Here is a 23921-nt window from a genome sequence, read left to right as displayed (position 1 = left end):
GGGTCGGCGCGCCGGTTCCTGGCAGACTGTGCGTCGGTGAACGGGGATACGCAGGCCTGCTACGACGACTTCGACCGGCAACGCTTGGTGGTCGAAGCGCCCAAAGGTGCTGCCCTGCCCGGGACCGACACCGAGCACCGCACCGACTTCGCCCGCGACCGGGCCCGGGTGCTGCACAGCGCGGCGCTGCGCCGGCTGGCCGACAAGACCCAGGTGGTCGGGCCGCGGCACGGCGACACGCCCCGCACCCGGCTCACCCACTCGTTGGAGGTGGCCCAGATCGGGCGGGGGATGGCGATCGGGCTGGGTTGTGATCCCGACCTGGTCGACCTGGCCGGGCTGGCCCACGACATCGGACATCCGCCGTACGGACACAACGGGGAGCGGGCCCTCGACGAGATCGCCAAACCGTTCGGCGGGTTCGAGGGCAATGCCCAGAACTTCCGGATCCTCACCCGGCTGGAGCCCAAAGTCCTTGACGCCGATGGTCGTTCGGCCGGTCTCAACCTGACCCGGGCGGCGCTGGACGCGGTGGCGAAGTACCCGTGGCCGAGCTTCGGCACTCGACGCAAGTACGGCTTCTACGACGACGACGCCGAGGCCGCCGCCTGGGTCCGCGACGGTGCGCCGGCCGAGCGGCCGTGCCTGGAGGCCCAGGTGATGGACTGGGCCGACGACGTCGCCTATTCGGTGCACGACGTCGAGGACGGGGTGATCTCCGGGCGCATCGACCTGCGGGTGCTCGGCGACCGGGACGCCGCCGCCTCGTTGGCGGACCTGGGGGCCAGGTCGTTTCCGGCGGTCACCCGTGACGAGTTGCTGGCCGCCGCCGAGCGGCTGTCACAGGTGCCGGTGGTCGCCGCGGTGGGCCGCTACGACGGGACCCTGGCGGCCTCGGTCGCGCTCAAGACGATGACCAGTGAGTTGGTCGGACGCTTTGCCAACGCCGCGATCACCCAGACCCGGGCCGTCGCCGGGGATCGCGGAGCGGGGCTACGTCGTTTTGATGCCGACCTGACCGTGCCGCCCCTGGTGCGCGCCGAGGTGGTGCTGCTCAAGATGCTGGCCCTGCAGTTCATCATGTCCGACCACCGCCATCTGCAGATCCAGGCCGATCAGCGCACGCTCATCCACGAGGTGGCCCTGGCGCTGTGGGCGCAGGCGCCGGGCAGCCTGGACCCGCAGTTCGCGCCCGAGTTCGAGCTGGCCGCAGACGACGGTGCCCGGTTGCGCGTCGTCGTCGATCAGATTGCGTCCTATACCGAGAGCCGGTTGGAAAGAGTGCACGAAGCGCGATCGCCCCGGCCTCTAGACTAGGTCGGTGGCCGGCCGCATTCCTGATCGCGATATCGCGGCCATTCGTGACAAAATCCGCATCGAGGATGTCGTCGGCGACTACGTCCAATTGCGGCGGGCCGGCGCCGACTCGATGAAGGGCCTCTGCCCGTTCCACGACGAGAAGTCGCCGTCGTTCCATGTGCGGCCCAACCACGGGCACTTCCACTGCTTCGGTTGCGGTGAGGGTGGCGATGTCTACGCGTTCATCCAGAAGATCGAGCACGTCACGTTCGTCGAGGCGGTCGAGCTGCTGGCCGACAAGGTCGGTTACACCGTCACCTACACCGGCGGGTCGACCACCAACGTGCAGCGCGACCGTGGCAGCCGGAGCCGGTTGCTGGCCGCCAACGCCGCCGCGAGCGAGTTCTACGTCCAGGCGCTGGCCTCCGACGAGGCCGCCGAGGCGCGCAAGTACCTGACCGAACGCAACTTCGACGCCGCCGCGGCCGCCCAGTTCGGCTGCGGCTTCGCCCCGTCGGGCTGGGACACACTGACAAAGCATCTGCTGCGTAAGGGTTTTGAGTTCAAGGAGCTGGAGGCGGCCGGGCTGAGCCGGGAGGGCAAGCGCGGGCCGATGGACCGGTTCCACCGCCGGCTGCTGTGGCCGATCCGGGTGTCCTCGGGCGAGACCATCGGTTTCGGTGCCCGCCGCTTGTTCGACGATGACCAGAACCAGGCCAAATACGTCAACACCCCCGAAACCGTGCTGTACAAGAAGTCACAGGTGCTGTTCGGGCTGGACCGCGCCAAACGTGACATCGCCAAGGGCCATCAGGCCGTGGTCGTCGAGGGCTACACCGACGTGATGGCCATGCACCTGGCCGGGGTGACCACGGCGGTGGCGTCGTGCGGTACCGCGTTCGGCGAGCAGCACCTGGCGATGCTGCGCCGGCTGATGATGGACGACAACTTCTTCCGCGGCGAGCTGATCTACGTTTTCGACGGTGACGCCGCCGGGCAGGCTGCCGCGGTCAAGGCGTTCGAGGGGGAGCAGAACCTGTCCGGGCAGTCGTTCGTGGCGGTGGCCCCCGACGGTATGGATCCGTGTGATCTGCGGCTGCGCTCGGGGGACGGCGCGGTGCGGGACCTGGTGGCCCGGCGAACCCCGTTGTTCGAGTTCGTGATTCGCAGCGCGCTGGCCGAACACGACCTGGACAGCGCCGAGGGTCGGGTGACCGCGCTGCGGCGCTGCGTACCGATGGCCGCGCGGATCAAGGACCCCACCCTGCGCGACGAGTATGCCCGGCAGCTGGCCGGCTGGGTCGGCTGGGACAACGTGGCGCAGGTGATCGGCCGGGTGCGCGAGGAGGCCGGCAGTGGCCGCAAGGATTCCCGGCGCGGGCCTACAGCGCAGGCCCGTGCGGCGGCGCCCGTTCAGCGACCCAACCCGACCGACCCGACACTGTGGCCGCAGCGTGAGGCGCTCAAGGCCGGTTTGCAGTATCCCGCGATCGCCGGGCCGGTGTTCGACTCACTGACCGTCGAGAGCTTCACCCACCCCGGATACGCCGCGGTGCGCTCGGCGATCGAGAGCGCCGGGGGCACCGCGGCGGGTCTGTCCGGCGCCCAGTGGATCGAGGCGGTCCGCGAGCAGGCGTCGTCCCCGGCGGCGGCCGGCCTGGTCAACGAGTTGGGCGTGGAGGCCATCAACGTCGAGGACGACGAGCAGCTGCCGCGCTACATCAGCAGCGTGCTGGCCCGGCTGCAGGAAGTCTGGGTGGGCCGCCAGATCGCCGAGGTGAAGTCCAAGCTGCAACGCATGTCACCGGTGGAACAGGGAGACGAATATCACGCCCTGTTCGGTGACCTGGTGGCCATGGAGTCCTACCGGCGCAGCCTGCTCGAGCAGGCCAGCGGCGACGACCTCACTGCGTGAGAGCTCACATCGCGATAGGCTGAGTCCGTGACACTGTTCAGCACGCGGACGCGGCGTTTCGTCGCCGTCGGCGCATTCGCACTGGCCACCGGCGCTGCGGCGGCGGCCCCGGCGTTCTTGGCGACCCCGGCGGCCGACCCCCAGATGACGGCCGGACCGGCCTGCCTGGCCTGGTTCGGCAACAAGGAGGACGGCAAGTGCCTGTCCTACTCCAACGGCACGCCCGCCCAGGTCGGGACACCGTGGGTGGGAGCCGGCGGTAACGGCGGATTCGTCACCGGCCCGTTGCTGCCGGGGACCACGATCAACCAGGGGATCGGTTAGTCAGCCTGCACGGCTGGGCTTACCAGCGCGGTTTTGCCGAAGCGTCGGTGCTCTCCTTCGTGGAGAACACCGACGTTTCTGCGTCTATGGGCGTCAATGTGAGGAATTGCGGATCCGGTGACACCCGCTTGGCGATCTTGCGTCGTCCGGCGTCCAGAACCGCCCTGGTGGCCGGATTGGCGGTCACCGCGCGGTAGGTGCCGGCGATTTGCTCATAGCGGCGTCGGCCGGCCTTGGCGCCCAGTACGTAGCCGACGGCGATCACGGCGGCGTAGCGGATCACAGGCGTTCCTCCCAAGCGTCCCAGACAGGCGATGTGTGTAGCTCCCATCCTGCCTCACCGGCGCCCCGACGCGCCCGTCTGGGAGCGCATTGGCGGCGGCGGCGGTCCGTGCGCTAGAGTCAACGCTCGGCCGCGGAGCTTCCGCGGAAGGTAGTCCCCTGTAGCTCAATTGGCAGAGCTCCCGACTGTTAATCGGGCGGTTGATGGTTCGAGTCCATCCGGGGGAGCAAGTTCTCAAGACCCCAGCGCTACCCCTGGGGCCGGGCCTGAGCCTGACGGGCCGCCTGGGTCAGTGCCTCCACCAGTGGATTCGACGCCGATGCGAGCGTTTTCCGCTCCTCCTCGGTGAGCTGGTAGAACGTCCACACCCCCCAGGCCGCGGGCCGCACGTACACCGTCACCTGTTGCCGGTTGTTCTGCAGCACGGCCGGTACCGGAACCGGGCGGTCCAGGGTGGCCGCACTGGCCATCTCCTCGGCGAGCTGCTGAACGTTGACTGATTCCTGCAATTGGTAGAGCACGGCCTTGTTGGCGGGGCCTTCCATGGCGAGGAACCAAGCCATCATGTCTCCTTGGGGTCGGGGTGAAAGCGATCCTCGATCGGATCGCCAACAGTGTCGCCCAATTGACGCGCCGCCGTCAGTGCTCTCGTCGAGCCGGTGCGATTCGCTACCCTCGAGGTGTGTATGCACGGCTGAGCGCCATCATCGCCTTTGTCGGTCTGCTCGTGGTGGGTTGCGGCTGGAGTCCGTCGTCACCACCGCCTCCGAAGCCGGACACCTGCGCGCCGGCGGACGGTCCGAGTGCGGACACCATCGCCGATCAGATCGCCGCACTGCCCGCCCCCGAGGCCGGCCGGCAGTGGACGCAGATCGGTTCCGGGCACACCAGCAACTGCCGGCTGTACTGGGTTCAGGTGGGCCAGACCAATCCCGAGCCCAACAGCGCCGGGCAGCTGCTGTTCTTCGACCGGCAGACCCCACTGGGGCCGGCCACCCCGGAGCCGCGGCCCTATATCAACGTGGTCACCAATGCCGACGACACCGTGGTGGTGAACTACCAGTGGCAGCAGGGCCACGATTCGCCCACCTCGCCGACCGGCATCGCCACGGTGCGGTTCCGGATCGGGGAGGACGGCAAACTTGTTGCCGTCGACCCGATTCCGAAGCCGTAGAGCCTCAGCCGTTGAGCAGTTCGGCCGGGTCGAGCATGGCCGCGTAGCGCAGCTGCTCGGGGATGCCGAACCCGTCGACGAGGGTTTCGATGTGCGGGCGCAGTGAGCGGCAGCGCTCGTTGATGCCGCGCGTGACGGCCTTGGCGCGTTCGGTGGACAGGTAGCGGTGCTCGATGAACCAGGCCTTGTCGTTCTCGATCACCGAAAGTGCGTACAGATCGCAGACATCGGCTAGCAGGTCGCGGGCGGCCTCGTCCTCGCATGCGTCGATGCCGGCGACGAACGCCTCCAGGATGACCCGGTCGATGTGGGCCTGGGCGGCGTGCAGCACGTGATCCTGCACGGCGTTGAAGGCGTCGAAGGCCGACATCTCCTTGGCCTTGCCCTGCAGTCGGCGTGCCACCGAGGCCAGCATGTACTCCTCGCGGTCCTCGAACATCTTGACCTGGGTGCCGCGGTTGAACAGGCTGCCCTCCTCCTCGTTGTCCTGGCGGGTGTCGAGGATGGTCTGGATGATCGTCTCGGCCGCGGTGCGTTTGAGCACTCGTTCGCCGGCGTAGTTGGCTGCGAAGCGCACCCATTCCACCGGGCTCATCCCCTTGATGTCGTCGGCGTACGCGGTGAGCAGTTGTTTGGCCACCAGTTGCGTCAGCACATGGTTGTCGCCCTCGAAGGTGGTGAACACGTCGGTGTCCGCGCGCAGGGCGATCAGCCGGTTCTCGGCGAGATAGCCTGCGCCGCCGCAGGCTTCGCGGGCCTCCTGGATGGCGTGGCTGGCGTGCCAGGTGCCCGCGGCCTTGAGGCCGGCGGCGCGGGCTTCCAGTTCGCGCTGCTCCTCGGCGTCGGGGTTGTCCGAGGTCTGCAGATCGTGGCATTTGGCCACCAATTCGTTCTGGGCGAACTGCAGCGCATAGGATTTCGCGATCATGGGCAGCAGACGGCGTTGGTGCATCAGGTAATCCATGATCAGCACCTCGTCTTCACCGTCGGGTGCGCTGAACTGCCTGCGTTCCAACGCATATCGGGTGGCGATGTCAAGCGCCACCCGCGCCGCGGCGGTGGCACTGCCGGCCACGGTGACCCGGCCGCGGATCAGGGTGCCCAGCATGGTGAAGAACCGTCGGCTGGAGCTCTCGATGGGTGAGCTGTAGGTGCCGTCCGGCGCCACGTCGGCGTAGCGGTTCAGCAGGTTCACCCGTGGTACGCGCACCTGGTCGAAGACGATGCGGCCGTTGTCGACGCCGGGCAGACCACCCTTGTAGTGACAGTCCGACGTCGTCACGCCGGGCATGTCGTTGCCCATGTCGTCGCGGATCGGCACCACCAGGCAGTGCACCCCGTGGACCTCACCGTCGGGGGTGATCAGCTGCGCGAAAACGGCTGCCACCCTGGCTGTTTCGGCCGCCCCGCCGATGTAGTCCTTGCGTGAGTTGGGCGTCGGGGAGTGGATGACGAACTCTTCGGTTTCCGGGTCGTAGGTGGCGGTGGTCTCCAGCGATTGCACGTCACTGCCGTGGCCGGTCTCGGTCATCGCGAAACAGCCCAGCAGGTCCAGGTCGATGAGGCGGCGCACGTAGGCCTTGTGGTGGCGCTCGGTGCCCAGATTCTCGATGGCGCCACCGAACAGGCCCCACTGCACCCCGGCCTTCACCATGAGCGACAGATCGCTCATCGCCAGCATCTCGATCTGGGTGATGGCCCCGCCGACGTCGCCGTTGCCACCGTGCTCTTTGCGGAAGCCGTCCTCGGCGGCCCCGGCCGCGGCCATGATCTTGAGTTGCTCGGCGACCTTGGCGCGGGCGATGGCGGTGTTGGGGGTGTAGTGCGGCCGGAAGATCTCGTCGGACAACGTGGCCCGCATGGCGTTCTTGACGTCGCGCCAACGGCCGTCGAGTGCGTTTCGCAGATGCTCGGCTGTGGAAGTCATATCCGACGGTAACGCGTGCGGCGCTGCCGGCGGGACGGTTGACACCAAGGTTTACCTTGCTGGACACCCGTGGTCCTGCGGCGCAAGATTGGCCCCATGCCGGAGTCCGTCGGTAAGTCGCTGTCTCCCACCGGGTTGCCGCATGTGAGCTATCACCGGCACGCCGACGTCACCGGTGGCTGGCTGCGTGCGGCGACGTTCGGGGCGATGGACGGCCTGGTCAGCAATACCGCGTTGATCGCAGGCGTCGGGGCCAGTGCCTCGGCCCAGACGGTCGTGCTCAGCGGCGTGGCGGGGCTGTTGGCCGGCGCGTTCTCGATGGCGCTCGGTGAGTACACCTCGGTGACGACTGCGAACGAACAGGTCGATTCCGAGGTCAGTGTCGAACGTCGGTCATTCCGCAAGAATCCCGAGGCCGAGCGGGCCGAACTCATGGCCATGCTGCAGGAGATGGGGATGACGCCCGAGACCGCGAAGAAAGCCACCGAGGAGATCCACCGCGACGAGAAGCGGGCGCTGAACTTTCATCTCGTGCAGGAGTTGGGGGTGGACCCACAGGAGAAGCCGTCACCGCTGGTCGCCGGCGGCTCGTCGTTCGTGCTGTTCGCGATCGGTGCGATCATCCCGCTCATCCCGTATCTGCTCGGCTTCGAATCGTTGTGGGCCGGGCTGGCCTGTGGCGGGGTCGGCCTGTTGATCGCCGGTGGGGCGGCGGCGAAGTTCACCAGTAAGCCGGTGGCCATCGCGGGGGTGCGGCAGCTGGTGTTCGGCGCCATCGCGATCGCGTGCACCTATGCCGTCGGCATCCTGGTCGGCGCCGTCATCACCTGATGCGGGCTCGCATTCTGGCGGTCGGTCTGCTGGTCCTGGCCGGGTGCGCGCCGGCGCGTGCTTCGGCGGGTTTGGAGTTTCTCGGCCAGCGCCAGGTTGCCTTCGGTGCGGAGTTCGGCGGCACGGTGGTCGGCGGGCTGTCGGGCATCAGTTACGACCCGGCCGCCGACCTGTACTACCTGATCAGCGACGACCGCTCCGTGCGCAACCCGGCCCGCTTCTACACTGCCCGGATCATCTTGTCGGACAACGGGATCGATGATGTCCAGGTCGTCGGTACCCGGACCTGGCAGGACCGCGACGGGCAGCCCTTCGGCCCGTTGGATGTCGGCGCCGTCCCACCGGTGGTGCCTCCGGACCCCGAGGGCATCGCCTTCGACGCCCGCCGGCAGCGGCTGTACTGGAGCAGCGAGGGGGAGCGGTTGGTCACCGGGGCGGCGCCGGTCCTGCTGGACCCGTGGGTGCGGGCCGCCGGGCTCGACGGCGGTTTCCTCGGCGAGTTCGCCCTGCCCGACGCGCTGCGCATGTCGGCCGACGGCCAGGGCGCCCGCCGCAACAGCGCGTTGGAGGGGCTGACGTTGTCCGCCGACGGGCGGAAGCTGTGGGCGGCCATGGAAGGGCCGGGCCATGACGACGGTCCACCGCCCGAGGAACACCACGGCGCCCGCACCCGCATCATTCGGTTCGACGTGGACACCGGAGCGGTTGACGGCCAGTACAGCTATCCGCTGGACGCGGTCAGTGCCGGGCCGGGCGGCGACAACGGATTGTCGGATCTGGTGGCGCTGGACGACGGCAGCTTTCTGGTGGTCGAACGCGGCTACGGCACCCACGTGGCGGTGCGGATCTACCGCGCAAGCCTGGTCGACGGCTCCGCCGAGATGACGAAGACACTGGTGGCCGATCTCGGAGCCGTCGTGGGCCTGGCGCCGTTGGACAACATCGAGGGGATCACGTTGGGCCCCAGGCTGGCTGACGGACGGCAGTCGGTGATCGCGGTGAGCGACGACAATTTCTCACCCACCCAGGTCACGCAGTTCCTGCTGTTCGCGTTGTGAGGCCCCCGGCGCGCACCCGCTATTTCAACAACGCGTGGCCATCGAAGTAGAAGTAGGTGTATCCCGCGGTCAGTGCGCAGACGACGGTGGCGCCCAGCAGCATCTGCGACCCGCTCACCACCACGCTGATGAACCCGCCGATGACGGCGCCGGCGGCGAATCCGGCCCACAGCAGGAAATAGCCCAGCCAATCGTTCAACTGGCCGCCGCTGAGGTGGCGTTCGATGCCCTGGCCCATCTTGACCAGTGTCCCGGTCACGTAACTCAGCGGGATCGACACCTCACCGTCCTTGACGAAGGAGGTGTTCAGCGCGCCGATACCGAAGGCCACGAACACGATTGGGACGAACGGCACGTCGTGGGCCGTCCAACCCCGCATGACGAGGTCCACCACGGTCGATGCCACGAGCGCGAATGTGGTCAACACGGTGGCGCCGTGCGGATGGTTCACCCAGAGGTGGCGACGGCACAACGAGGCGATCACCACTCCGCCGACAAAGGATGCCAGCAGTATTGCCGCGCCGACCGCCAGCCAGGCCTTGTCCTGGAACAGTCCGAGGAAGGCCCGTTCGGTGTTGCCGGTCATGAACGTGACGAAGTATCCCGCCGAATGGGTGAACGCGGCGGCGCCCAGTACTCCGGCCAGACCGGCCAGCACCCACGACAATCGGGCCTCGCTGTCAATCGGTTGCGGCATGTCACCGATTGTGCGGACCGCGACGAGTCGGCAGGAGCGGATTCGTCGGCGTGGCGTCAGCTGTCGGAGCCGACGGTGACGGCGGTGGCCTCGTCGGTGAGTTCGTCGAGTTCGTCTTCGGCCGGGCCTTCCTCGTCGATCCCGGCGAGGTGCGGTCGCGTCACGAACAGCACGCCGGCACCGGCCAGCACTGCGGCCGCACCCACCCAGTACGGCAGGTGCACGTTGATCTGCTCGCCGAGTACTCCCGCCAGCCACGGCGCGACGGCCGCTCCGCCGAAGCGCAGGAAGCTGTAGGCCGCCGAGGCCACACCGCGCTCGACCGGCGCGGCTTTCATCACGGTTTCGGTGATCAGGGTGTTGTTGATACCGATGAACAGGCCGGCCACCACCACCCCGGCGGCCAACACGGCCTTGGAGTCCGTCCACACCGCCATCACGGTGAGCACCGCGGTGAAGGCCAGCAGGTTGAGGATGAGTACCCGCACCGTCCCGAAGCGGTGTTGCAGGCGCGGGGCGACCACCACCGAGGTGAACGCCAGTGCCAGACCCCAGCCGAAGAAGATCAGGCCGATCTGGTGTGCGGTCATGTCCAGCGGGAACGGGGTGAACGCGAGCAGGGTGAAGAAGCCGAAGTTGTAGAGCAGCGCGGTGATCGCGACACCGAGCAGCCCGCGGTGGCGCAGCGCGCGGAACGGGTCGGCCAGCGTGGTGGCGCGCTCGGCGCGCGGGGTGGCCGGCAGCAGGAAGGCGGTGATCACCAGGGCGACGGCCATCAGCGCCGAGACGCCGAAGAACGGGCCGCGCCAGGAGATCGAGCCGAGGACGCCGCCGACCAGCGGGCCGATCGCGATACCCAGGCCCAGCGCCGCCTCATACAGGATGATCGCCTGTGCCACAGAGCCTTTCGCGGAGTTGACGATGGTGGCCAGGGCCGTCGCGATGAACAGCGCATTGCCCAGGCCCCACAGCGCGCGCCAGCCCACGATCTGCATGACGGTCTCGCTCAGCCCGGCCAGGCCGGCGCCCGCGATGATGATGACCAGGCCGAGCAGCAGCGTGCGTTTGGGGCCGATCCGGCTGGACACCACACCGGTGATCAGCATCGCCACGCCCATCACCGCCATGTAGCTGGTGAACAGCAACGACACCTGCGAGGGGGAGGCGTCGAGACTGTCGGCGATCGGCTTGAGGATGGGATCGACCAGGCCGATGCCCATGAAGGCGACGACGGAGGCGAAAGCGACGGCCCAGACGGCCTTGGGTTGACGCCACATCAGGGCGTGACTCCTAACTGTTTTGGGGGGAGAGCGGCTGCTCGTCGACATCGGTGAGCAACCGGCGAATGAGGCCGACCGCCGCGGTGAGGGTCTGGCGTTCCTCGGCGCTGAGTCGCTCAAGTCGTGGATTGATCGCCGCGGCGCGGTTGGCCCTGGCTTGTTCGAGGGTCTGCCGGCCCTGCTCGGTGATGCGGATCAGGACTGCGCGGGCGTCGCCGGGGTCGGGGGTGCGGGTCACCAGACCGGCGTCCTCCAGGCGGCGCACCTGGGTGGTCATGGTCGGTTGCGAGCAGTGGTCGAGGCAGGCCAGATCCGAGATGCGGGCTTCGCCCTGATCCTCGATGGTGGACAACAGCCGGGCCTGGGCCCAGGGCAGCGGAAGCCGGGTGCGCTGGGTGGCCAGCCGGTTCAATCGCGCGACGACAGCCAGCAGGTCAGCGCCAAGTTCGGTGTCGTCGGCTACCGTGACATCCTCGGTCGGGGTGGACATTCCCTCATATTTACATAGATTTGCTATGCAGTCTACTCGGGCAGCGTGCTCTCGGTCACACCACGGGCCCCCGACGGTGTCGGCTTCGGCTGGCAGAATCGAGCAATGACCGCGAAATCCCCGGCGACAACGCCCCGGCGCGGCCTCACCCCCGGCGAACTCGCGCAGGCTGCGGTGATGGCGGCGTTGTGTGCGGCCACGGCGATCATTGCCGTGGTCGTGCCGTTCGCGGCCGGGTTGTCGGTGCTGGGCACGGTTCCGATGGGGCTGCTGGCCTACCGCTATCGGCTCCGCGTGCTGTTGGCGGCGACGGTGGCCGCCGGCACCATCGCCTTCCTGATCGCGGGCATGGGCGGATTGATGACCGTCCTCGACTGCGCCTACATCGGCGGGTTGACGGGCGTGGTCAAGCGCCGGGGTCGTGGTACCGCCACGGCGTTCGGTGCCGCTGTCGTGGCGGGCGCGGCGTTCGGCGCAGCGAGCATCGTGGCGCTGTCGGTGCTGTCCCGGCTCCGCAACTTGATCTTCGACTCACTGTCGGCGGCCATGGAGGGGATCGCCAAGGTCCTGGAACAGCTCCCGGTGCTGGACGGGGCCGCCGAACCGCTGCGCAGCACCTTCGCCGTGATGCTGGACTACTGGCCGGTGCTGATGCTGCTGCTCGGGATATTCAGCATCACCTCGGTCAGCATGGTCGGCTGGTGGGCGCTGTCCCGGATCCTGGCGCGCCTGCTCGGGGTCCCCGATGTGCACAAACTCGACGCCGAGGCCGAAACCGACGACGCGAACACCGTGATCGCGCCGGTGCCGGCCCGCCTGACCGATGTGCGGTTCCGCTACCCGGGTGTCGAGCACGACGCTCTGGGCCCGTTGTCGATGGAACTGAAGCCGGGTGAGCACGTCGCGGTGACCGGATCCAACGGCTCGGGCAAGACCACGCTCATGCTGATGCTGGCCGGGCGTCGCCCCACCTCGGGCACCATCGAGCGGGCCGGCGCGGTGGGGCTGGGCCACATCGGTGGCACCGCCGTGGTGATGCAGCACCCGGAAAGCCAGGTGCTCGGCACCCGGGTGGCCGACGACGTGGTGTGGGGTCTGCCCGCCGACGCGACGGCCGACGTGGCGAAGTTGCTTGCCGAGGTCGGGCTTGACGGCCTCGGCGAACGCGACACCGGCGGACTGTCCGGCGGCGAGCTGCAGCGGCTGGCCGTCGCCGGGGCCCTGGCCCGCGAGCCCTCCCTGTTGATCGCCGACGAGGTCACCAGCATGGTCGACCAGCAGGGGCGCGACGCCTTGATGAACGTGCTGTCCGGGCTGACCGACCACCACCAGATGTCCTTGGTGCACATCACGCATTACAACGACGAGGCCGATTCCGCCGACCGCACGGTGATGCTCAGCGGCAACACCGACAACACCGACATGGTCCAGACCTCTGCGGTGCCCACCCCCACCGCCCACGCCCATGGCGGGGCCCCCGTGCTGGAACTGACCGGCGTCGGGCACGAATACGCCAACGGCACCCCCTGGGCGAAAACCGCGTTGCGTGACATCACGTTCACCGTCAACGAGGGTGACGGGGTCCTGGTGCACGGCCTGAACGGGTCCGGAAAATCCACACTGGCCTGGATCATGGCCGGTCTGACAGTGCCCACCTACGGTGCCTGCCTGCTCGACGGCGCCCCGGTCTCCGGGCAGGTGGGGTCGGTGGCGATCTCGTTCCAGGCCGCCCGCCTCCAGCTCATGCGCAGCAGCGTCGGGCAGGAAATCGCTTCGGCGGCAGGCTTTTCCGCCCGCGAGTCGGACAAGGTCGCGGCTGCCCTGGAGATGGTGGGCCTGGACCCGGGTTTGGCCAAGCGCCGCATCGACCAGCTCTCGGGCGGCCAGATGCGCCGGGTGGTGTTGGCCGGCCTGCTGGCCCGGTCGCCTCGTGCCCTGATCCTCGACGAGCCGCTCGCCGGCCTCGACGCATCCAGCCAACGCGGGCTGCTGCGGCTGCTGGAAGACCTGCGGCGCAACAACGGGCTCACCGTCATCGTCATCTCGCATGACTTCACCGGCCTCGAGGGGCTGTGCCCACGCACGCTGCACCTGCATCACGGCGAACTCGCGCTCACCCCGACGGCAGCCGGAGGTGCCCGATGACCGCTCCGACCCGAGGACAACGCAAACCGGTGGTGTTGCTGCGGCCGGTGCCCGGCGACACCGTCGTCCACCGGTTGTGGGCCGGCACCAAACTCCTCGCCGTCGCGGGCATCGGCGTGCTGCTCACCTTCTATCCGGGGTGGGTGCCGATCGGCTCGGTCGCGGTGCTGGTCCTGATCACCGCGCGGCTGGCGCACATTCCGCGCGGTGCGCTGCCCTCGATCCCGTTTTTCTTGTGGATCCTGGTGGTGATCGGCGGGGTGCTGGCCGCGCTGGCCGGCGGCACCCCGGTGCTCGACATCGGCTCCGTGCAGATCGGGTTGGGCGGGCTGCTCAACTACCTGCGGGTGACGGCGTTGGCCGTGGTGCTGTTGGGGCTCGGTGCGCTGGTGTCCTGGACGACGAACGTCGCCGACATCGCCCCGGCGGTGGCCACCTTGGGCCGGCCGCTGCGGGTGCTGCGCATCCCGGTGCACGACTGGGCGGTGACGATCGCGCTGGCGCTGCGCGCATTTCCGATGTTGATCGAGGAGTTCCGGACGTTGTACGCCGCACATCGGTTGCGTCCCGTCGAACCGGCAGAGACATTCCGGGCCCGGCGCAGGCAACGCGTGGCCAACCTCATCGATCTGCTGGCCGCCGCGGTCACCGTGGCCCTGCGCCGAGGCGACGAGATGGGCGACGCCATCACCGCGCGCGGTGGTGCGGGCCAGTTCTCGGCGGCGCCGTCACGGCCCCAGACGCGGGACTGGATCACCTTCGCCGTCCTCGTTCTGGTCTGCGGCACCGCCCTGGCCTTGGAGCTGACCGTTCTGGGGACCAGCCTGCCGCGGCGCTGACGGCCGCGGCGAGCGTGACCGCGTCACCCGAACGACGAGGTAGATGATCCCGGCCACGACGGCGACGGCGACCAGCCACGGCAGGAACAGGCCGAACAACATCACCGACCCGGAGGCCACCTCCACCATGGCCTGCCATCCGCGCTCGACCTGACCCCAGAAGCCCCGATACTGCGGCGCGGGGCCGCCGATCTGCTCGGCGGTGACATCGAGATTGACCGTGCTGTAGGCGATTTGCTCGCCGAGCTGGGTGCGCTGCGCGCGCAGGCTGTCGAGGTCGGCCTGACGCTGTGACAACGCCTCCTCGGCCTTGATCAAGGCGTCGGGATCCTTGGCGTCGCGCATGATCCCCAGCAGCCGGTCCACCGAGGTCTGCAGCGCCGTGATGCGAGCGTCGAGATCGACCCGCTGGGCGGTCACGTCCTCGGCGCGAACCTCGACGGTCTGCACCGTGCCGAGCGCTTTGAACTCGTCGAGGGTGCCGTCCAGTTTGTCGGCCGGCACCCGCAGCACCAGCGCGATATGGGCCCGGCCCGAACTGGAGCCGGCGTCCTCGGAGCGGCTGTCCACCCGGCCGCCGGCGTCGGCGGCCAGCGTCACGGCTTTGTCGGCGACTGCGGCGGGGTTGCCGGCCGTGATCGACATCGAGGCGGTCTTGACAATGTCGCGGTTGATCTCGGCCGGTGCCGGCGCTTCCTTGAGCCCGGGACCGGTTGCGGGACCGGCTGCCGGCGCCGGGGCGAAACCGGCGTCGCTTTCCGGGGCCGCCGGGCCCGATGTGGTCGGGGAGTGCCCAGGCGCGCAGGCCGGTGCGGCAGTCAACAAGGTGGCGACGAACAACGCCACGGTCAGGTGACGGCGGCGGGGTGCATGGCGGTGCTGGGCCATCAGCCCAATGTAAGTGATGGTTTCAGCGGGTTGCCGCGGAATTGGCCGCCCGCTGCGCCTCGGCCAGTGCCGGCTGGACATCGCGACGGCCGAGGAACATCTCGTCGAAATACGGTTTGAGGGCCTGATATCCGGCCGGGAAGCCGGCCGCACCGGGCGCGGGGATGCGTGGTCCGTGCAGTACTCGGAAGAACGGACCGACATCGATACCTCGCCGCGTCCAATAGTCGTGGTAGACGGACTGCGCGGCCGGCACGGCCGGGATGGCCGCCCCCGCGGCACCGAGGTACTCGTTGCCCCGTGCGCTGCCCATCCAGGCCAGCACCGCACGCACCGCGGCCGGATGCCGGGTCGCTGAGTTCGCCGCTGCCGCAATCCCGTTGGTGACGCTGACCCGGCCTTTGGGTCCGTTCGGCAGCATCGCCACGCCCCACCGGAAGCGGGCCTGGTTCGCGATCGCGGCCAGGTTGTAGGTGCCGGACTGGAACAGCGCCATGCGGCCCTGCAGAAACGCGTTGCGGGAGAAGTCGCCGTTGTCGTTGGTGGCCGACGCCGGTGGCGCGACGCGGTCGTCGTTGATCAACCGCACCAGGTAGCTGAACGCCTCGACGGCCTGCGGGTTGTCGAACGCGAACCGGTCGCCGATCGTGAAGATGCCGCCGGCCGAGCCGATGTAGTTGAGGTAGATGCCCTGCAGATCATTGGCTGCGTTGTAGCCCCAGTGCCGGATGCGGCCGGCGTCGAAGCCGTCGGTACCCGCCGTGCGGCCCTGTTCATCGACGGTGAGGCGGGCCAGCAGCGGCCGCAGGGTGTCGTCGGCGCCGTTCGACCAACGCACGGTGTCGAGTTCGGCGGGGTCGACTCCGGCGGCGTTGAGAAGATCGGCGTTGTAGTAGACCGCGATCCCCGCGTCCGTCAGCTGCGGTACCGCCCAGAGGGCGTCATTGCGAGTGAACTGGTCGACCACCGAGGGCTCCCAGGCCCCGGCGGCATCGGGGCCGAGCAGTCCGCCGATGTCCAGCAACCGACCGCTGTCCGCGTAACCGGCGAGGTAGGCGTTGGACAGCCAGAAGATGTCGTCGGCGCTGCCACCGGCCACATCGGTGCGCAGGCTGTCGAAATAGGCCGAGTAGGCGACCGTGGTGACCCGTACTTCGATGTCGGGATGTTCCCTGGTGAACTCGGCGAACGATTCCCGGTACGCCGCCGCCACCTGCGGGTCCCACAGCCGCATGGTCACCACGGTGTGGCCCCCGGGTTCGTCGGGGCGTCCCAGCAGCGTGGCGGCGACGAGCAGCACGGCCATCGTCAACGCCAAGCCTGTTGCCAACATGGTCGATCGCCTCATGGCAGCTTCCTGTCGCGAGATCGACGTGAGGGTCGTTGCGGCCGCGAATGCACAGCCCTGGAGTAGATCTCGGCGGTCATTTGATGCCCGTCACCACGATCGAGCGGACGATATGGCGGGAGAACGCGACGAACAATGCGATCAGCGGGACGATCGCCACGGTGGTGGCGGCCATCACCAGGGTCCACTGCGCGTTGTACTGCGTCTGCAACCCGGCGGTGGCCACCGTGAGCACCTGCCACGTGCCGCCGCTGGTGATCACCAAGGGCCACAGGAAGTTGTTCCACTGGCTCACCACGGTGATCAGGGCCAGGGTCACCAGAATAGGGCGGCTGGCCGGTACCACCACGTGGGTGAGCACATCCAGGGTGTGGGCGCCGTCGAGGCGGGCCGCGTTGATCAAGTCGCCGGGAATAGACCGAAAGTACTCACGCAGCAGGAAGATCGCGTACGGCGAGCCGAACACGAACGGCAGCACCAGCGCCCAGAATGTGTTGCGCAGCCCTGCCTCGGCCATCATCAGGTACAGCGGCACCACGGTCACCGTGGCGGGCACCATCAGCGTGGCGAGGTACAGCCAGAACAGTGCGTCACGCCCCGGGAACTGCAGCCGGGCAAAGGCGTACGCGGCCAACACCGAGCACACCAGTTGGCCCAGCAGAATGACGGCGGTCATCAACGCGGTCACCAGGATGGCCCGGCCGAAGCCGGCATCGGCGAGCCCGAAATAGTTCTGCAGCGTCGGAGGGGCGGGCAGCGACAGCGGGGAGGTGGTGGCGAACTGCTCGGCCGAGGTGAACGACGTCAACAACCCGAGCCCGAACGGCACCAGGGTGATCAGCGCACCGAGGAGCAACCCCACGTAGGTCAGGGCGTTACGTGAGGTCATAGCTGATCCTGCGGCGGAAGTAGACGTGCTGGAGCAGCGAGATGCCGACCAGGATGACGAACAGCACGATCGCCATCACCGAGGCCCGGCCCACGGCGGCCGCACCGAACGCCTCGGCGTAGATACGGTGGGCCACCAGATCCGTACGGCCCTGCGGTCCGCCTGTGGTGAGAGCGTAGACCGTATCGAATACCTGTGCAGCGCTGACGATTCCGGTGACCAGGACGAAGAACATGGTGGGGCGCAGCATGGGCAGGGTGATGTGGCGGAACCGCTGCCAGTCCGTGGCGCCGTCGATGCGGGCGGCGTTGTGCACATCGGCGGGAATGTTGAGGATGCCGGCCAGGAAGAACAGCGTCACGTAGCCGACGTTGGTCCACACCACCACCGCCGAAACCACCGGCAGGGCCAGCCCCGGATCGGTGAGCCACTCCACCGGCCGGCCCAGCACGGTGCTCAGCGCCCCGTCGGTCGGGGCCAGGATCCACTTCCACAGCACCGCGATGGCCAGCGGAGCGCAGATCCACGGCAACACGTAGGCGGTGCGGAAGAACCCGGTGCCGGGCAGGCCGCGGGCCAACAGCGACGCCGCGACCAGCCCCAGCACGGTCTGGGTCGGCACCACCAGCGCGACGAACAGCAGCGTCACGCCCAGCGACATCGCGAAGGACGAATCGGCGAGTACCGAGGCCCAATTGTCCAGCCCCACAAAGGTGATCGGGCCGAGCAGATCCCAGCGGTGCAGGCTCAGCCAGAGCACCACCAGCATGGGCAGCAACAGGAACGTGACCACGCCGAACAAGCTGGGTGCGACAAGCGCGTACCCCAGTGCGGCGGTGCGGACACGCGAGGTGGCCATCGGTTCATTAAAGCGGTTCGCCGTATCCGATTGCGACAGTGGGCGGTGGTGCGGCGTCGAACGTGACCGGATGCAACGCCGAACTCCGCACCGGCAATCCCGTTGCGCACAGATTGCCGAGATGGCGTATATCACTCGACCGCTTCGGAATCGACGCGGGTGCGTGCCACTTGTAGCAGGTAGCAGCCAACACCACATCGAGGCGATGGCGAACGGACGAGGGTGGGACCAGACCATGAGCGCATCGCAACGAACTCGCTCCGTGTTCTTCACCGTGGCGGCCACAACGGCGCTGATCGTCGGCGCTGTGGCCGGCCCGATCGCCGCGGCGTATGCCGACGACGGGTGCGCCGATGTGGAGGTCGTCTTCGCCCGTGGCACCAACGAGGCGCCCGGTGTGGGTGCGACCGGGCAGGCGTTCGTCGACGCGCTGACCGCCGAGCTGCCGGGCAAGACCGTGGACGTGTACGGCGTGAACTATCCGGCCTCGCTGAACTTCAGCCAGGCGGTTGACGGCGTCGCCGATGCCAGCAACCGGATCCAGGCGATCGCGGCGCAGTGCCCGGCCACGAAGATCGTGCTCGGCGGCTATTCGCAGGGCGCCGCGGTGGCCGGCTACACCACCGCCGGCGCGGTGCCGGCCGGTTTCAGCCTGCCCGCCGGGATCAGTGGCCCGATGCCGGCATCGATCGCCTCCCACGTCGCAGCGGTGGCCTTGTTCGGCACGCCCGACGATTGGTTCCTGAGCCTCGTGGATCGTGACGCGCCTCCGATCACCATCGGCCAGCTGTACAGCGCCAAGGCCATCCAGCTGTGCGCAACCGGCGACCCGGTGTGCTTCCCCGGTGGGCTCACCCGCTCTGCCCACAGTTCCTACAAGGACAACGGGATGGTGGTCCAGGCAGCTGTTTTCGCGGCCCGGCAACTGGGCGGCGAGTCGGCGGCAGCGGCGATGGAGACGGCCAGCTGAGGCTCAGCCTCGATACTGAATTTGTCGGCTCAGCCTCCGTACTGAATTTGTCGGCTCAGCCTCCGTACTGAATTTGTCGGCTCAGCCTCCGCGCAGCTCCGCGAGCTCCCGCATATTCGCCAACCCCTGCTCCTGCGCCTCGTTGAGAAACTCCGGCAGGGGGGCCCGCAGCTCGGGCAGCACCTCGTGGTCGAGCAGGCCCTGCAGCTCGGCCTGCATGGCACTGCGGCCGGCCAGGTTGTCCAGTTCGTGTATGCCCGACGGGGACTCGTAGTCGTACAACTCGTGCTGGATGGGCCGCGAGGTGTCGATCTCCATGCCGCCGGGCTTCCAGTACGTGTACATGCCGAGTTTGGCGCCGGGTGTACGCACCGCGACGATGTGGCTGGGTGCCGAGGTCGGGATGTCCGTCGGCGGTCCGGCGGCGCCGAAGATCTTCTGCGCAAGCGGGGATTTCAGCAACGCCGCCATCTCTTCCACGGACATGTCGTCGGTGGCATGCGCTATCCACGGCCGCCCCGGTGCCGCAGCGTCGGCGGCGATGCGGGCGATGTCCCCGCGGCCGGCGAGGTAGGAGTAGCGAGAGTCCGACCGCCAACTTGACCCGCCGTGGGCAATGGTCAGCAGCAACGGTGCCAGGTCGGCACTGGAGGTGAGTTGCGAACGGGTCTCGCCGGCAGCCGGGGTGAGACGGCCGGAGGGATCGCGGATGTAGAGCGGTACCCGGATGCTCTCCTCGTACACCGCGGCGCCCTTGCCGCGCAGGCCGTGCGAGCCGGCGTATTCACCGTGATCGGAGGTGAACACCACGACGGTGTTGTCATCGACGTCCGGCCGCGCCGCCAAGGTGTCGAGCACCCGGCCGATCTGGGTGTCCACCTGCTGCTGCAACCACAGGTACATATCGAGACACCGTGCCCACTGCGCGGCCGCCTCGGGTCCGGTGTAGTCCATCGCGCCCGTCATCAACGGTGACATGAAGTTCAGGTAGTCGATCTGCAATTGGGGCTTGCCGCGGCGGTGCAGATCCTCGGCGGTCTCGAAGTTCACCGGTTTCGCGCTGAAGACGTGCGGAACATCCTCTGGCAGCGGGTTTTTCGGCCACCAACAGATATCGTGCGGATTGACCAGCGACACCGTGGTACACCATGGGCCGTCGGTGGCGTGGGCGTCGAACCACCCGGCGAACTGGTCGACGATCGAGGGGTCCTGCTGCAGGCCCTGATTGGGCGCGCCATTGGGGGACGGGTACGTGCCGCCGGAGAAGCCGTGCACGTCCAGGCCGTCGGGCGTGTTGTCGGCCGCACTGCCCAGGTGCCACTTGCCCCACCACCAGGTGCGGTATCCGGCGTCGCGCAGCATCGTGCCCCAGGTCGGGAAGCGGACCGCCAGCGTCGACTCGGTGGGCCCCTCGCCGGTGTACAGGCATCCGGTCTGGTGCGAGTACAGCCCGGTGGTCAGCACACCGCGTGACGGTGTGCACATGTTCGACGCGCTGTAGTGCGAGTCGAAGACGGTGCTGCGGGTCCGCAGCCGGTCGAGATTGGGCAGCATCGCCCCGAGCTGTGCAGCGTCGGGGAACCACTGCGGCGCCCGCATCTGGTCGACGATGACCACCAGGATGTTGGGCCGGCCGGCCGACTCGGTGCCGCGTCGCCCCAGCAGTTCGTAGCCGCCGAATCCCACTGCCGCCGCACCGGCGGCCACCGCGGCACCACCCAGGACCGTCCGTCTGCTGATCTCTGCCATTTAGTCAGGCTAAGGGGTCATCCTGTGCGCGGCATGAGTTTGGCGTCGAGCACCGTTTACTGTGGAAAATCGTGACGGCCCAAAGACATGTCGATGCCGATTTTCTGGAGCTGCCCCGCTCCGAGCTGGCGGACGCGGCGCTGACCGCGGCAGCCGCAGCCGGAGCCGGCTACGCCGATCTGCGGATTCACCGGATCACCACCGAGATCATCCAGTTGCGCGACGGCGAGTTGGAGACCTCCGTGGTCAACCGGGAGGTCGGCCTGGCGGTGCGGGTGATCGTGGATGGCGCCTGGGGCTTTGCCTCCCACGCCGAGCTGGCTCCCGGGGTGGCCGCGGAGACCGCGCGCCGGGCCGTGCAGGTGGCCACCGCGCTGGCGCCGCTGAACGCCGAGCGCATCGAGCTGGCGCCCGAGCCGGTCTACGCCGACGTGACCTGGGTGTCCGACTACCGCGTCGACCCATTCACGGTGCCCGCCGCCGACAAGATCGCCCTGCTCGGCGAGTATTCCGGTCGATTGCTGGCCGCCGATGGCGTCGATCATGTGTCGGCGGGCGTGCACGCGGTCAAAGAACAGACGTTCTACGCCGACACGTTCGGCTCGTCGATCACCCAGCAGCGGGTCCGGCTGATGCCGACGATGGAGGCGGTGGCCGTCGACTCCGCGGCCGGATCGTTCGAAACCATGCGCACCCTGGCGCCGCCGACGGCGCGCGGCTGGGAGGCGCTGGCCGGTGATGACGTGTGGGACTGGACCTCCGAGCTGGCCGAGTTGCCGACGCTGCTGGCCGAGAAAACGAAGGCCCCGTCGGTGCTCGCCGGTCCCACCGACCTGGTGATCGACCCGTCCAACCTGTGGCTGACCATCCACGAATCCATCGGGCACGCCACCGAATACGATCGGGCCATCGGCTATGAGGCGGCCTATGCCGGCACCTCGTTCGCCACCCCGGACAAGCTCGGCACCATGCGTTACGGCTCACCGATGCTGAACGTGACCGCCGATCGTACCGTCGAATTCGGTCTGGCCACAGTGGGTTTCGACGACGAAGGGGTGCGTGCGCAGAGCTGGGACCTGGTGCGCGACGGCATCTTCGTCGGCTATCAGCTGGACCGGGTGTTCGCGCCCCGGCTGGGTCAGGCGCGCTCCAACGGCTGCTCCTACGCCGACTCGCCGCACCACGTGCCGATCCAGCGGATGGCCAACGTGTCGCTGCAGCCCGGTCCGGAGGATCTCAGCACCGCCGATCTGATCTCGCGGGTATCCGACGGCATCTACATCGTGGGCGACAAATCCTGGTCAATTGACATGCAGCGCTACAACTTCCAGTTCACCGGCCAGCGGTTCTACCGGATCCGCGACGGCAGGCTGGACGGGCAGCTGCGGGACGTGGCCTACCAGGCCACCACCACCGACTTCTGGGGCGCTCTGGAAGCCGTTGGCGGGCCGTCGACCTGGCGCCTCGGTGGGGCGTTCAACTGCGGCAAGGCGCAGCCCGGTCAGGTGGCCCCGGTCAGCCACGGCTGCCCGAGCGCGCTGTTCCGTGGCATCAACGTACTGAACACCCGGACGGAGGGCGGCCGATGATCGGCGCACAGCAGGTCATCGACATCGCGCTCGACGCCGCCGGCCGAGACGGCGAGACAATCGTTGTGGTCACCGACCGGGCCGATGCGTCACTGCGCTGGGCCGGCAACTCGATGACCACCAACGGGGAGACCGTCAGCCGAACCACCACGGTGATCTCGATCGTGCGCCGCGGTGAGCAGGCACATGTCGGTTCGGTGCGCTCCACCGAAGTGGATCCGGCGGTGATCCCGGAGTTGGTGGCCGCTGCGCAGCGGGCCGCGGCGAGTTCGCCCGAGGCCCGCGACGCTGCGCCTCCGTTGCCGGGTGCCGACCTGCCCGCCGATTGGGACGCGCCGGTCCCGGGCACCGGGGCACAGGTCTTCAGCGGTATCGCCGGGGACCTGGCCAAGGGCTTCGCCGGGTCCGACCAGCTCTACGGGTATGCCCGGCACGTCATGGAGACCACGTTCGTGGCCACCTCGACGGGCGTGCGCCGGCGCTACACCCAGCCGACCGGGTCGGTGGAGATCAACGCCAAACGTGACGGGGCCAGCGTGTGGGCCGGGGTCAGCACCCCCGATTTCCTTGACGTTCAGGTGGATTCGCTGCTCGACGAATTGTCGATGAAGCTGGGTTGGGCACAGCGCACCGTCGAGTTGCCGGCCGGCCGCTACGAGACGCTGATGCCGCCCTCGACGGTGGCCGACATGATGATCTACCTGACCTGGACCATGGATGGCCGCGGCGCGCAGGAGGGCCGAACCGCGCTGTCAGCACCCGGCGGCACCCGGGTGGGGGAGCGGCTCACCGATCTGGGGCTGACCCTGTATTCGGACCCGGTCGCCGACGCGCTGGCCTGTCAACCGTTCGTCGCAGTAGCGAGTTCTTCGGAGCGGGTGTCGATCTTCGACAACGGCATGGACATCGACCGGGTGGACTGGGTCCGCGACGGGGTGGTCAATGCGCTGGCCTATCCGCGGGCCGTGGCCGCCGAATACGGCACACCCGTGGCGGTGCCTGCCGACAACCTGCTGATGACCGGTGGCACAACGGAGTTGGCCGACATGATCGCCGGCACCGAACGCGGTCTGCTGCTGACCACGCTGTGGTACATCCGCGAGGTCGACCCGACCGTGCTGCTGCTGACCGGGCTGACCCGGGACGGGGTCTACCTGATCGAGGACGGCGAGGTGAGTGCCGCGGTGAACAACTTCCGGTTCAACGAGAGCCCGCTGGACCTGCTGCGCCGGACCACCGAGGCCGGCGTCAGCGAGGTCACCCTGCCCCGCGAGTGGGGCGACTGGGCAACCCGCGCGTGCATGCCGACGCTGCGCATCCCGGACTTCCACATGTCCTCGGTGAGCCAGGCGCAATGAGCGCACGGG

Annotated in this window: 22 protein-coding genes and 1 tRNA gene; 12 read left to right on the top strand and 11 right to left on the bottom strand. The window is 68.4% G+C overall.

What is annotated here, in order from left to right:
• Positions 1-36 precede the first annotated feature (36 nt).
• The 3 genes from FR943_RS17795 to FR943_RS17785 are packed head-to-tail and all read left to right on the top strand — an operon-like array spanning position 37 to position 3538.
• On the top strand, positions 37-1317 hold the full coding sequence (locus tag FR943_RS17795; RefSeq protein WP_217159543.1) for a deoxyguanosinetriphosphate triphosphohydrolase: 1281 nt from the start codon (positions 37-39) through the stop codon (positions 1315-1317).
• A gap of 4 nt (positions 1318-1321) precedes the next feature.
• On the top strand, positions 1322-3214 hold the full coding sequence (gene dnaG / locus FR943_RS17790) for a DNA primase (protein ID WP_217159541.1): 1893 nt from the start codon (positions 1322-1324) through the stop codon (positions 3212-3214).
• Between the two features lie 27 nt (positions 3215-3241).
• Complete coding sequence (locus FR943_RS17785) at positions 3242-3538, top strand: DUF7155 family protein (protein ID WP_217159539.1); 297 nt, start codon at positions 3242-3244, stop codon at positions 3536-3538.
• A 19-nt stretch (positions 3539-3557) separates the two neighbouring features.
• On the opposite strand, the gene FR943_RS17780 is transcribed toward FR943_RS17785, so the two are convergent.
• Entirely contained in the window at positions 3558-3821 is a 264-nt protein-coding gene (locus tag FR943_RS17780) for a hypothetical protein (RefSeq protein WP_217159537.1), read from the bottom strand.
• Between the two features lie 154 nt (positions 3822-3975).
• On the opposite strand from FR943_RS17780, the gene FR943_RS17775 reads away from it, so the two are divergent.
• Positions 3976-4048 (top strand) — tRNA-Asn (locus tag FR943_RS17775).
• Between the two features lie 21 nt (positions 4049-4069).
• Here the strand turns inward: FR943_RS17775 and FR943_RS17770 are convergent.
• Positions 4070-4384, bottom strand: coding sequence for a hypothetical protein (locus tag FR943_RS17770; RefSeq protein ID WP_217159535.1), 315 nt, complete (start codon positions 4382-4384; stop codon positions 4070-4072).
• A gap of 119 nt (positions 4385-4503) precedes the next feature.
• Here FR943_RS17770 and FR943_RS17765 point away from each other — a divergent pair, with 119 nt between their 5' ends.
• Positions 4504-4995 carry an LppP/LprE family lipoprotein gene (locus FR943_RS17765; protein WP_217159533.1) on the top strand — a complete coding sequence of 164 codons (492 nt, stop codon included), beginning with the start codon at positions 4504-4506 and terminating at the stop codon, positions 4993-4995.
• Positions 4996-4999: 4 nt separating this feature from the next.
• Here the strand turns inward: FR943_RS17765 and FR943_RS17760 are convergent, their stop codons facing one another.
• Entirely contained in the window at positions 5000-6922 is a 1923-nt protein-coding gene (locus FR943_RS17760; RefSeq protein WP_217159531.1) for an acyl-CoA dehydrogenase family protein, read from the bottom strand.
• Positions 6923-7018: 96 nt separating this feature from the next.
• Here FR943_RS17760 and FR943_RS17755 point away from each other — a divergent pair, with 96 nt between their 5' ends.
• Positions 7019-7753 (top strand): VIT1/CCC1 transporter family protein, encoded by a 735-nt coding sequence (locus FR943_RS17755; protein WP_217159529.1) that lies wholly within the window; start codon positions 7019-7021, stop codon positions 7751-7753.
• Complete coding sequence (locus FR943_RS17750) at positions 7753-8811, top strand: esterase-like activity of phytase family protein (protein ID WP_217159527.1); 1059 nt, start codon at positions 7753-7755, stop codon at positions 8809-8811. The genes FR943_RS17755 and FR943_RS17750 overlap by 1 nt, the downstream gene beginning before the upstream one ends.
• Before the next feature lie 19 nt (positions 8812-8830).
• Here FR943_RS17750 and FR943_RS17745 read toward each other — a convergent pair whose 3' ends face one another.
• The 3 genes from FR943_RS17745 to FR943_RS17735 are packed head-to-tail and all read right to left on the bottom strand — an operon-like array spanning position 8831 to position 11278.
• Positions 8831-9508, bottom strand: coding sequence for a YoaK family protein (locus tag FR943_RS17745; protein WP_217159525.1), 678 nt, complete (start codon positions 9506-9508; stop codon positions 8831-8833).
• Positions 9509-9564: 56 nt separating this feature from the next.
• A complete protein-coding gene (locus tag FR943_RS17740; protein WP_217159523.1) occupies positions 9565-10785 on the bottom strand; it encodes an MFS transporter in 1221 nt (406 codons plus the stop codon).
• Positions 10786-10798: 13 nt separating this feature from the next.
• Entirely contained in the window at positions 10799-11278 is a 480-nt protein-coding gene (locus tag FR943_RS17735; RefSeq protein WP_217159521.1) for a MarR family winged helix-turn-helix transcriptional regulator, read from the bottom strand.
• Between the two features lie 105 nt (positions 11279-11383).
• Between FR943_RS17735 and FR943_RS17730 the strand changes: the two genes are divergently transcribed.
• Both FR943_RS17730 and FR943_RS17725 read left to right on the top strand, forming a co-directional pair.
• Complete coding sequence (locus FR943_RS17730) at positions 11384-13423, top strand: ABC transporter ATP-binding protein (RefSeq protein ID WP_217159520.1); 2040 nt, start codon at positions 11384-11386, stop codon at positions 13421-13423.
• Complete coding sequence (locus FR943_RS17725) at positions 13420-14262, top strand: CbiQ family ECF transporter T component (protein ID WP_217159518.1); 843 nt, start codon at positions 13420-13422, stop codon at positions 14260-14262. Before FR943_RS17730 ends, FR943_RS17725 begins: the two co-directional genes overlap by 4 nt.
• Here FR943_RS17725 and FR943_RS17720 read toward each other — a convergent pair.
• The 4 genes from FR943_RS17720 to FR943_RS17705 all read right to left on the bottom strand — a co-directional run bounded on the left by FR943_RS17720 (position 14152) and on the right by FR943_RS17705 (position 18246).
• A complete protein-coding gene (locus tag FR943_RS17720) occupies positions 14152-15150 on the bottom strand; it encodes a DUF4349 domain-containing protein (protein ID WP_217159516.1) in 999 nt (332 codons plus the stop codon). The genes FR943_RS17725 and FR943_RS17720 overlap by 111 nt on opposite strands.
• Before the next feature lie 22 nt (positions 15151-15172).
• Positions 15173-16498 carry an ABC transporter substrate-binding protein gene (locus FR943_RS17715; protein ID WP_217159514.1) on the bottom strand — a complete coding sequence of 442 codons (1326 nt, stop codon included), beginning with the start codon at positions 16496-16498 and terminating at the stop codon, positions 15173-15175.
• Positions 16499-16574: 76 nt separating this feature from the next.
• Positions 16575-17387 carry a carbohydrate ABC transporter permease gene (locus tag FR943_RS17710; RefSeq protein ID WP_217159512.1) on the bottom strand — a complete coding sequence of 271 codons (813 nt, stop codon included), beginning with the start codon at positions 17385-17387 and terminating at the stop codon, positions 16575-16577.
• Positions 17374-18246 (bottom strand): carbohydrate ABC transporter permease, encoded by an 873-nt coding sequence (locus tag FR943_RS17705; protein WP_217159510.1) that lies wholly within the window; start codon positions 18244-18246, stop codon positions 17374-17376. Before FR943_RS17705 ends, FR943_RS17710 begins: the two co-directional genes overlap by 14 nt.
• A 235-nt stretch (positions 18247-18481) precedes the next feature.
• Here FR943_RS17705 and FR943_RS17700 point away from each other — a divergent pair, with 235 nt between their 5' ends.
• Positions 18482-19216: a cutinase family protein gene (locus tag FR943_RS17700; RefSeq protein WP_246585079.1), complete on the top strand. Its 735-nt coding sequence runs from the start codon at positions 18482-18484 to the stop codon at positions 19214-19216.
• 81 nt (positions 19217-19297) lie between these two features.
• On the opposite strand, the gene FR943_RS17695 is transcribed toward FR943_RS17700, so the two are convergent.
• A complete protein-coding gene (locus tag FR943_RS17695; RefSeq protein WP_217159506.1) occupies positions 19298-20965 on the bottom strand; it encodes a sulfatase-like hydrolase/transferase in 1668 nt (555 codons plus the stop codon).
• Positions 20966-21036: 71 nt separating this feature from the next.
• Here FR943_RS17695 and FR943_RS17690 point away from each other — a divergent pair, with 71 nt between their 5' ends.
• Together FR943_RS17690 and FR943_RS17685 are read left to right on the top strand one after the other, a co-directional pair.
• The gene (locus FR943_RS17690; RefSeq protein ID WP_217159504.1) at positions 21037-22554 is read left to right on the top strand and encodes a TldD/PmbA family protein; all 1518 of its coding nucleotides are present in this window, start codon (positions 21037-21039) and stop codon (positions 22552-22554) included.
• Positions 22551-23912 (top strand): metallopeptidase TldD-related protein, encoded by a 1362-nt coding sequence (locus FR943_RS17685; protein WP_217159503.1) that lies wholly within the window; start codon positions 22551-22553, stop codon positions 23910-23912. The genes FR943_RS17690 and FR943_RS17685 overlap by 4 nt, the downstream gene beginning before the upstream one ends.
• Positions 23913-23921 lie beyond the last annotated feature (9 nt).

The sequence above is a fragment of the [Mycobacterium] fortunisiensis genome (genome assembly GCF_019050325.1).
Taxonomy (GTDB): Bacteria; Actinomycetota; Actinomycetes; order Mycobacteriales; family Mycobacteriaceae; genus Mycobacterium; species Mycobacterium fortunisiensis.
The sequence above is the reverse complement of the archived record's forward strand: the minus strand, read 5'-3'. Positions and strand labels throughout refer to the sequence as shown.

Coding starts and splice junctions, on each gene's coding strand:
- FR943_RS17770 (WP_217159535.1), bottom strand. CDS start 4,384: ATGGCTTGGTTCCTCGCCATGGAAGGCCCCGCCAACAAGGCCGTGCTC.
- FR943_RS17760 (WP_217159531.1), bottom strand. CDS start 6,922: ATGACTTCCACAGCCGAGCATCTGCGAAACGCACTCGACGGCCGTTGG.
- FR943_RS17755 (WP_217159529.1), top strand. CDS start 7,019: ATGCCGGAGTCCGTCGGTAAGTCGCTGTCTCCCACCGGGTTGCCGCAT.
- FR943_RS17750 (WP_217159527.1), top strand. CDS start 7,753: ATGCGGGCTCGCATTCTGGCGGTCGGTCTGCTGGTCCTGGCCGGGTGC.
- FR943_RS17745 (WP_217159525.1), bottom strand. CDS start 9,508: ATGCCGCAACCGATTGACAGCGAGGCCCGATTGTCGTGGGTGCTGGCC.
- FR943_RS17740 (WP_217159523.1), bottom strand. CDS start 10,785: ATGTGGCGTCAACCCAAGGCCGTCTGGGCCGTCGCTTTCGCCTCCGTC.
- FR943_RS17735 (WP_217159521.1), bottom strand. CDS start 11,278: ATGTCCACCCCGACCGAGGATGTCACGGTAGCCGACGACACCGAACTT.
- FR943_RS17730 (WP_217159520.1), top strand. CDS start 11,384: ATGACCGCGAAATCCCCGGCGACAACGCCCCGGCGCGGCCTCACCCCC.
- FR943_RS17725 (WP_217159518.1), top strand. CDS start 13,420: ATGACCGCTCCGACCCGAGGACAACGCAAACCGGTGGTGTTGCTGCGG.
- FR943_RS17720 (WP_217159516.1), bottom strand. CDS start 15,150: ATGGCCCAGCACCGCCATGCACCCCGCCGCCGTCACCTGACCGTGGCG.
- FR943_RS17715 (WP_217159514.1), bottom strand. CDS start 16,498: ATGAGGCGATCGACCATGTTGGCAACAGGCTTGGCGTTGACGATGGCC.
- FR943_RS17710 (WP_217159512.1), bottom strand. CDS start 17,387: ATGACCTCACGTAACGCCCTGACCTACGTGGGGTTGCTCCTCGGTGCG.
- FR943_RS17705 (WP_217159510.1), bottom strand. CDS start 18,246: ATGGCCACCTCGCGTGTCCGCACCGCCGCACTGGGGTACGCGCTTGTC.
- FR943_RS17700 (WP_246585079.1), top strand. CDS start 18,482: ATGAGCGCATCGCAACGAACTCGCTCCGTGTTCTTCACCGTGGCGGCC.
- FR943_RS17695 (WP_217159506.1), bottom strand. CDS start 20,965: ATGGCAGAGATCAGCAGACGGACGGTCCTGGGTGGTGCCGCGGTGGCC.
- FR943_RS17685 (WP_217159503.1), top strand. CDS start 22,551: ATGATCGGCGCACAGCAGGTCATCGACATCGCGCTCGACGCCGCCGGC.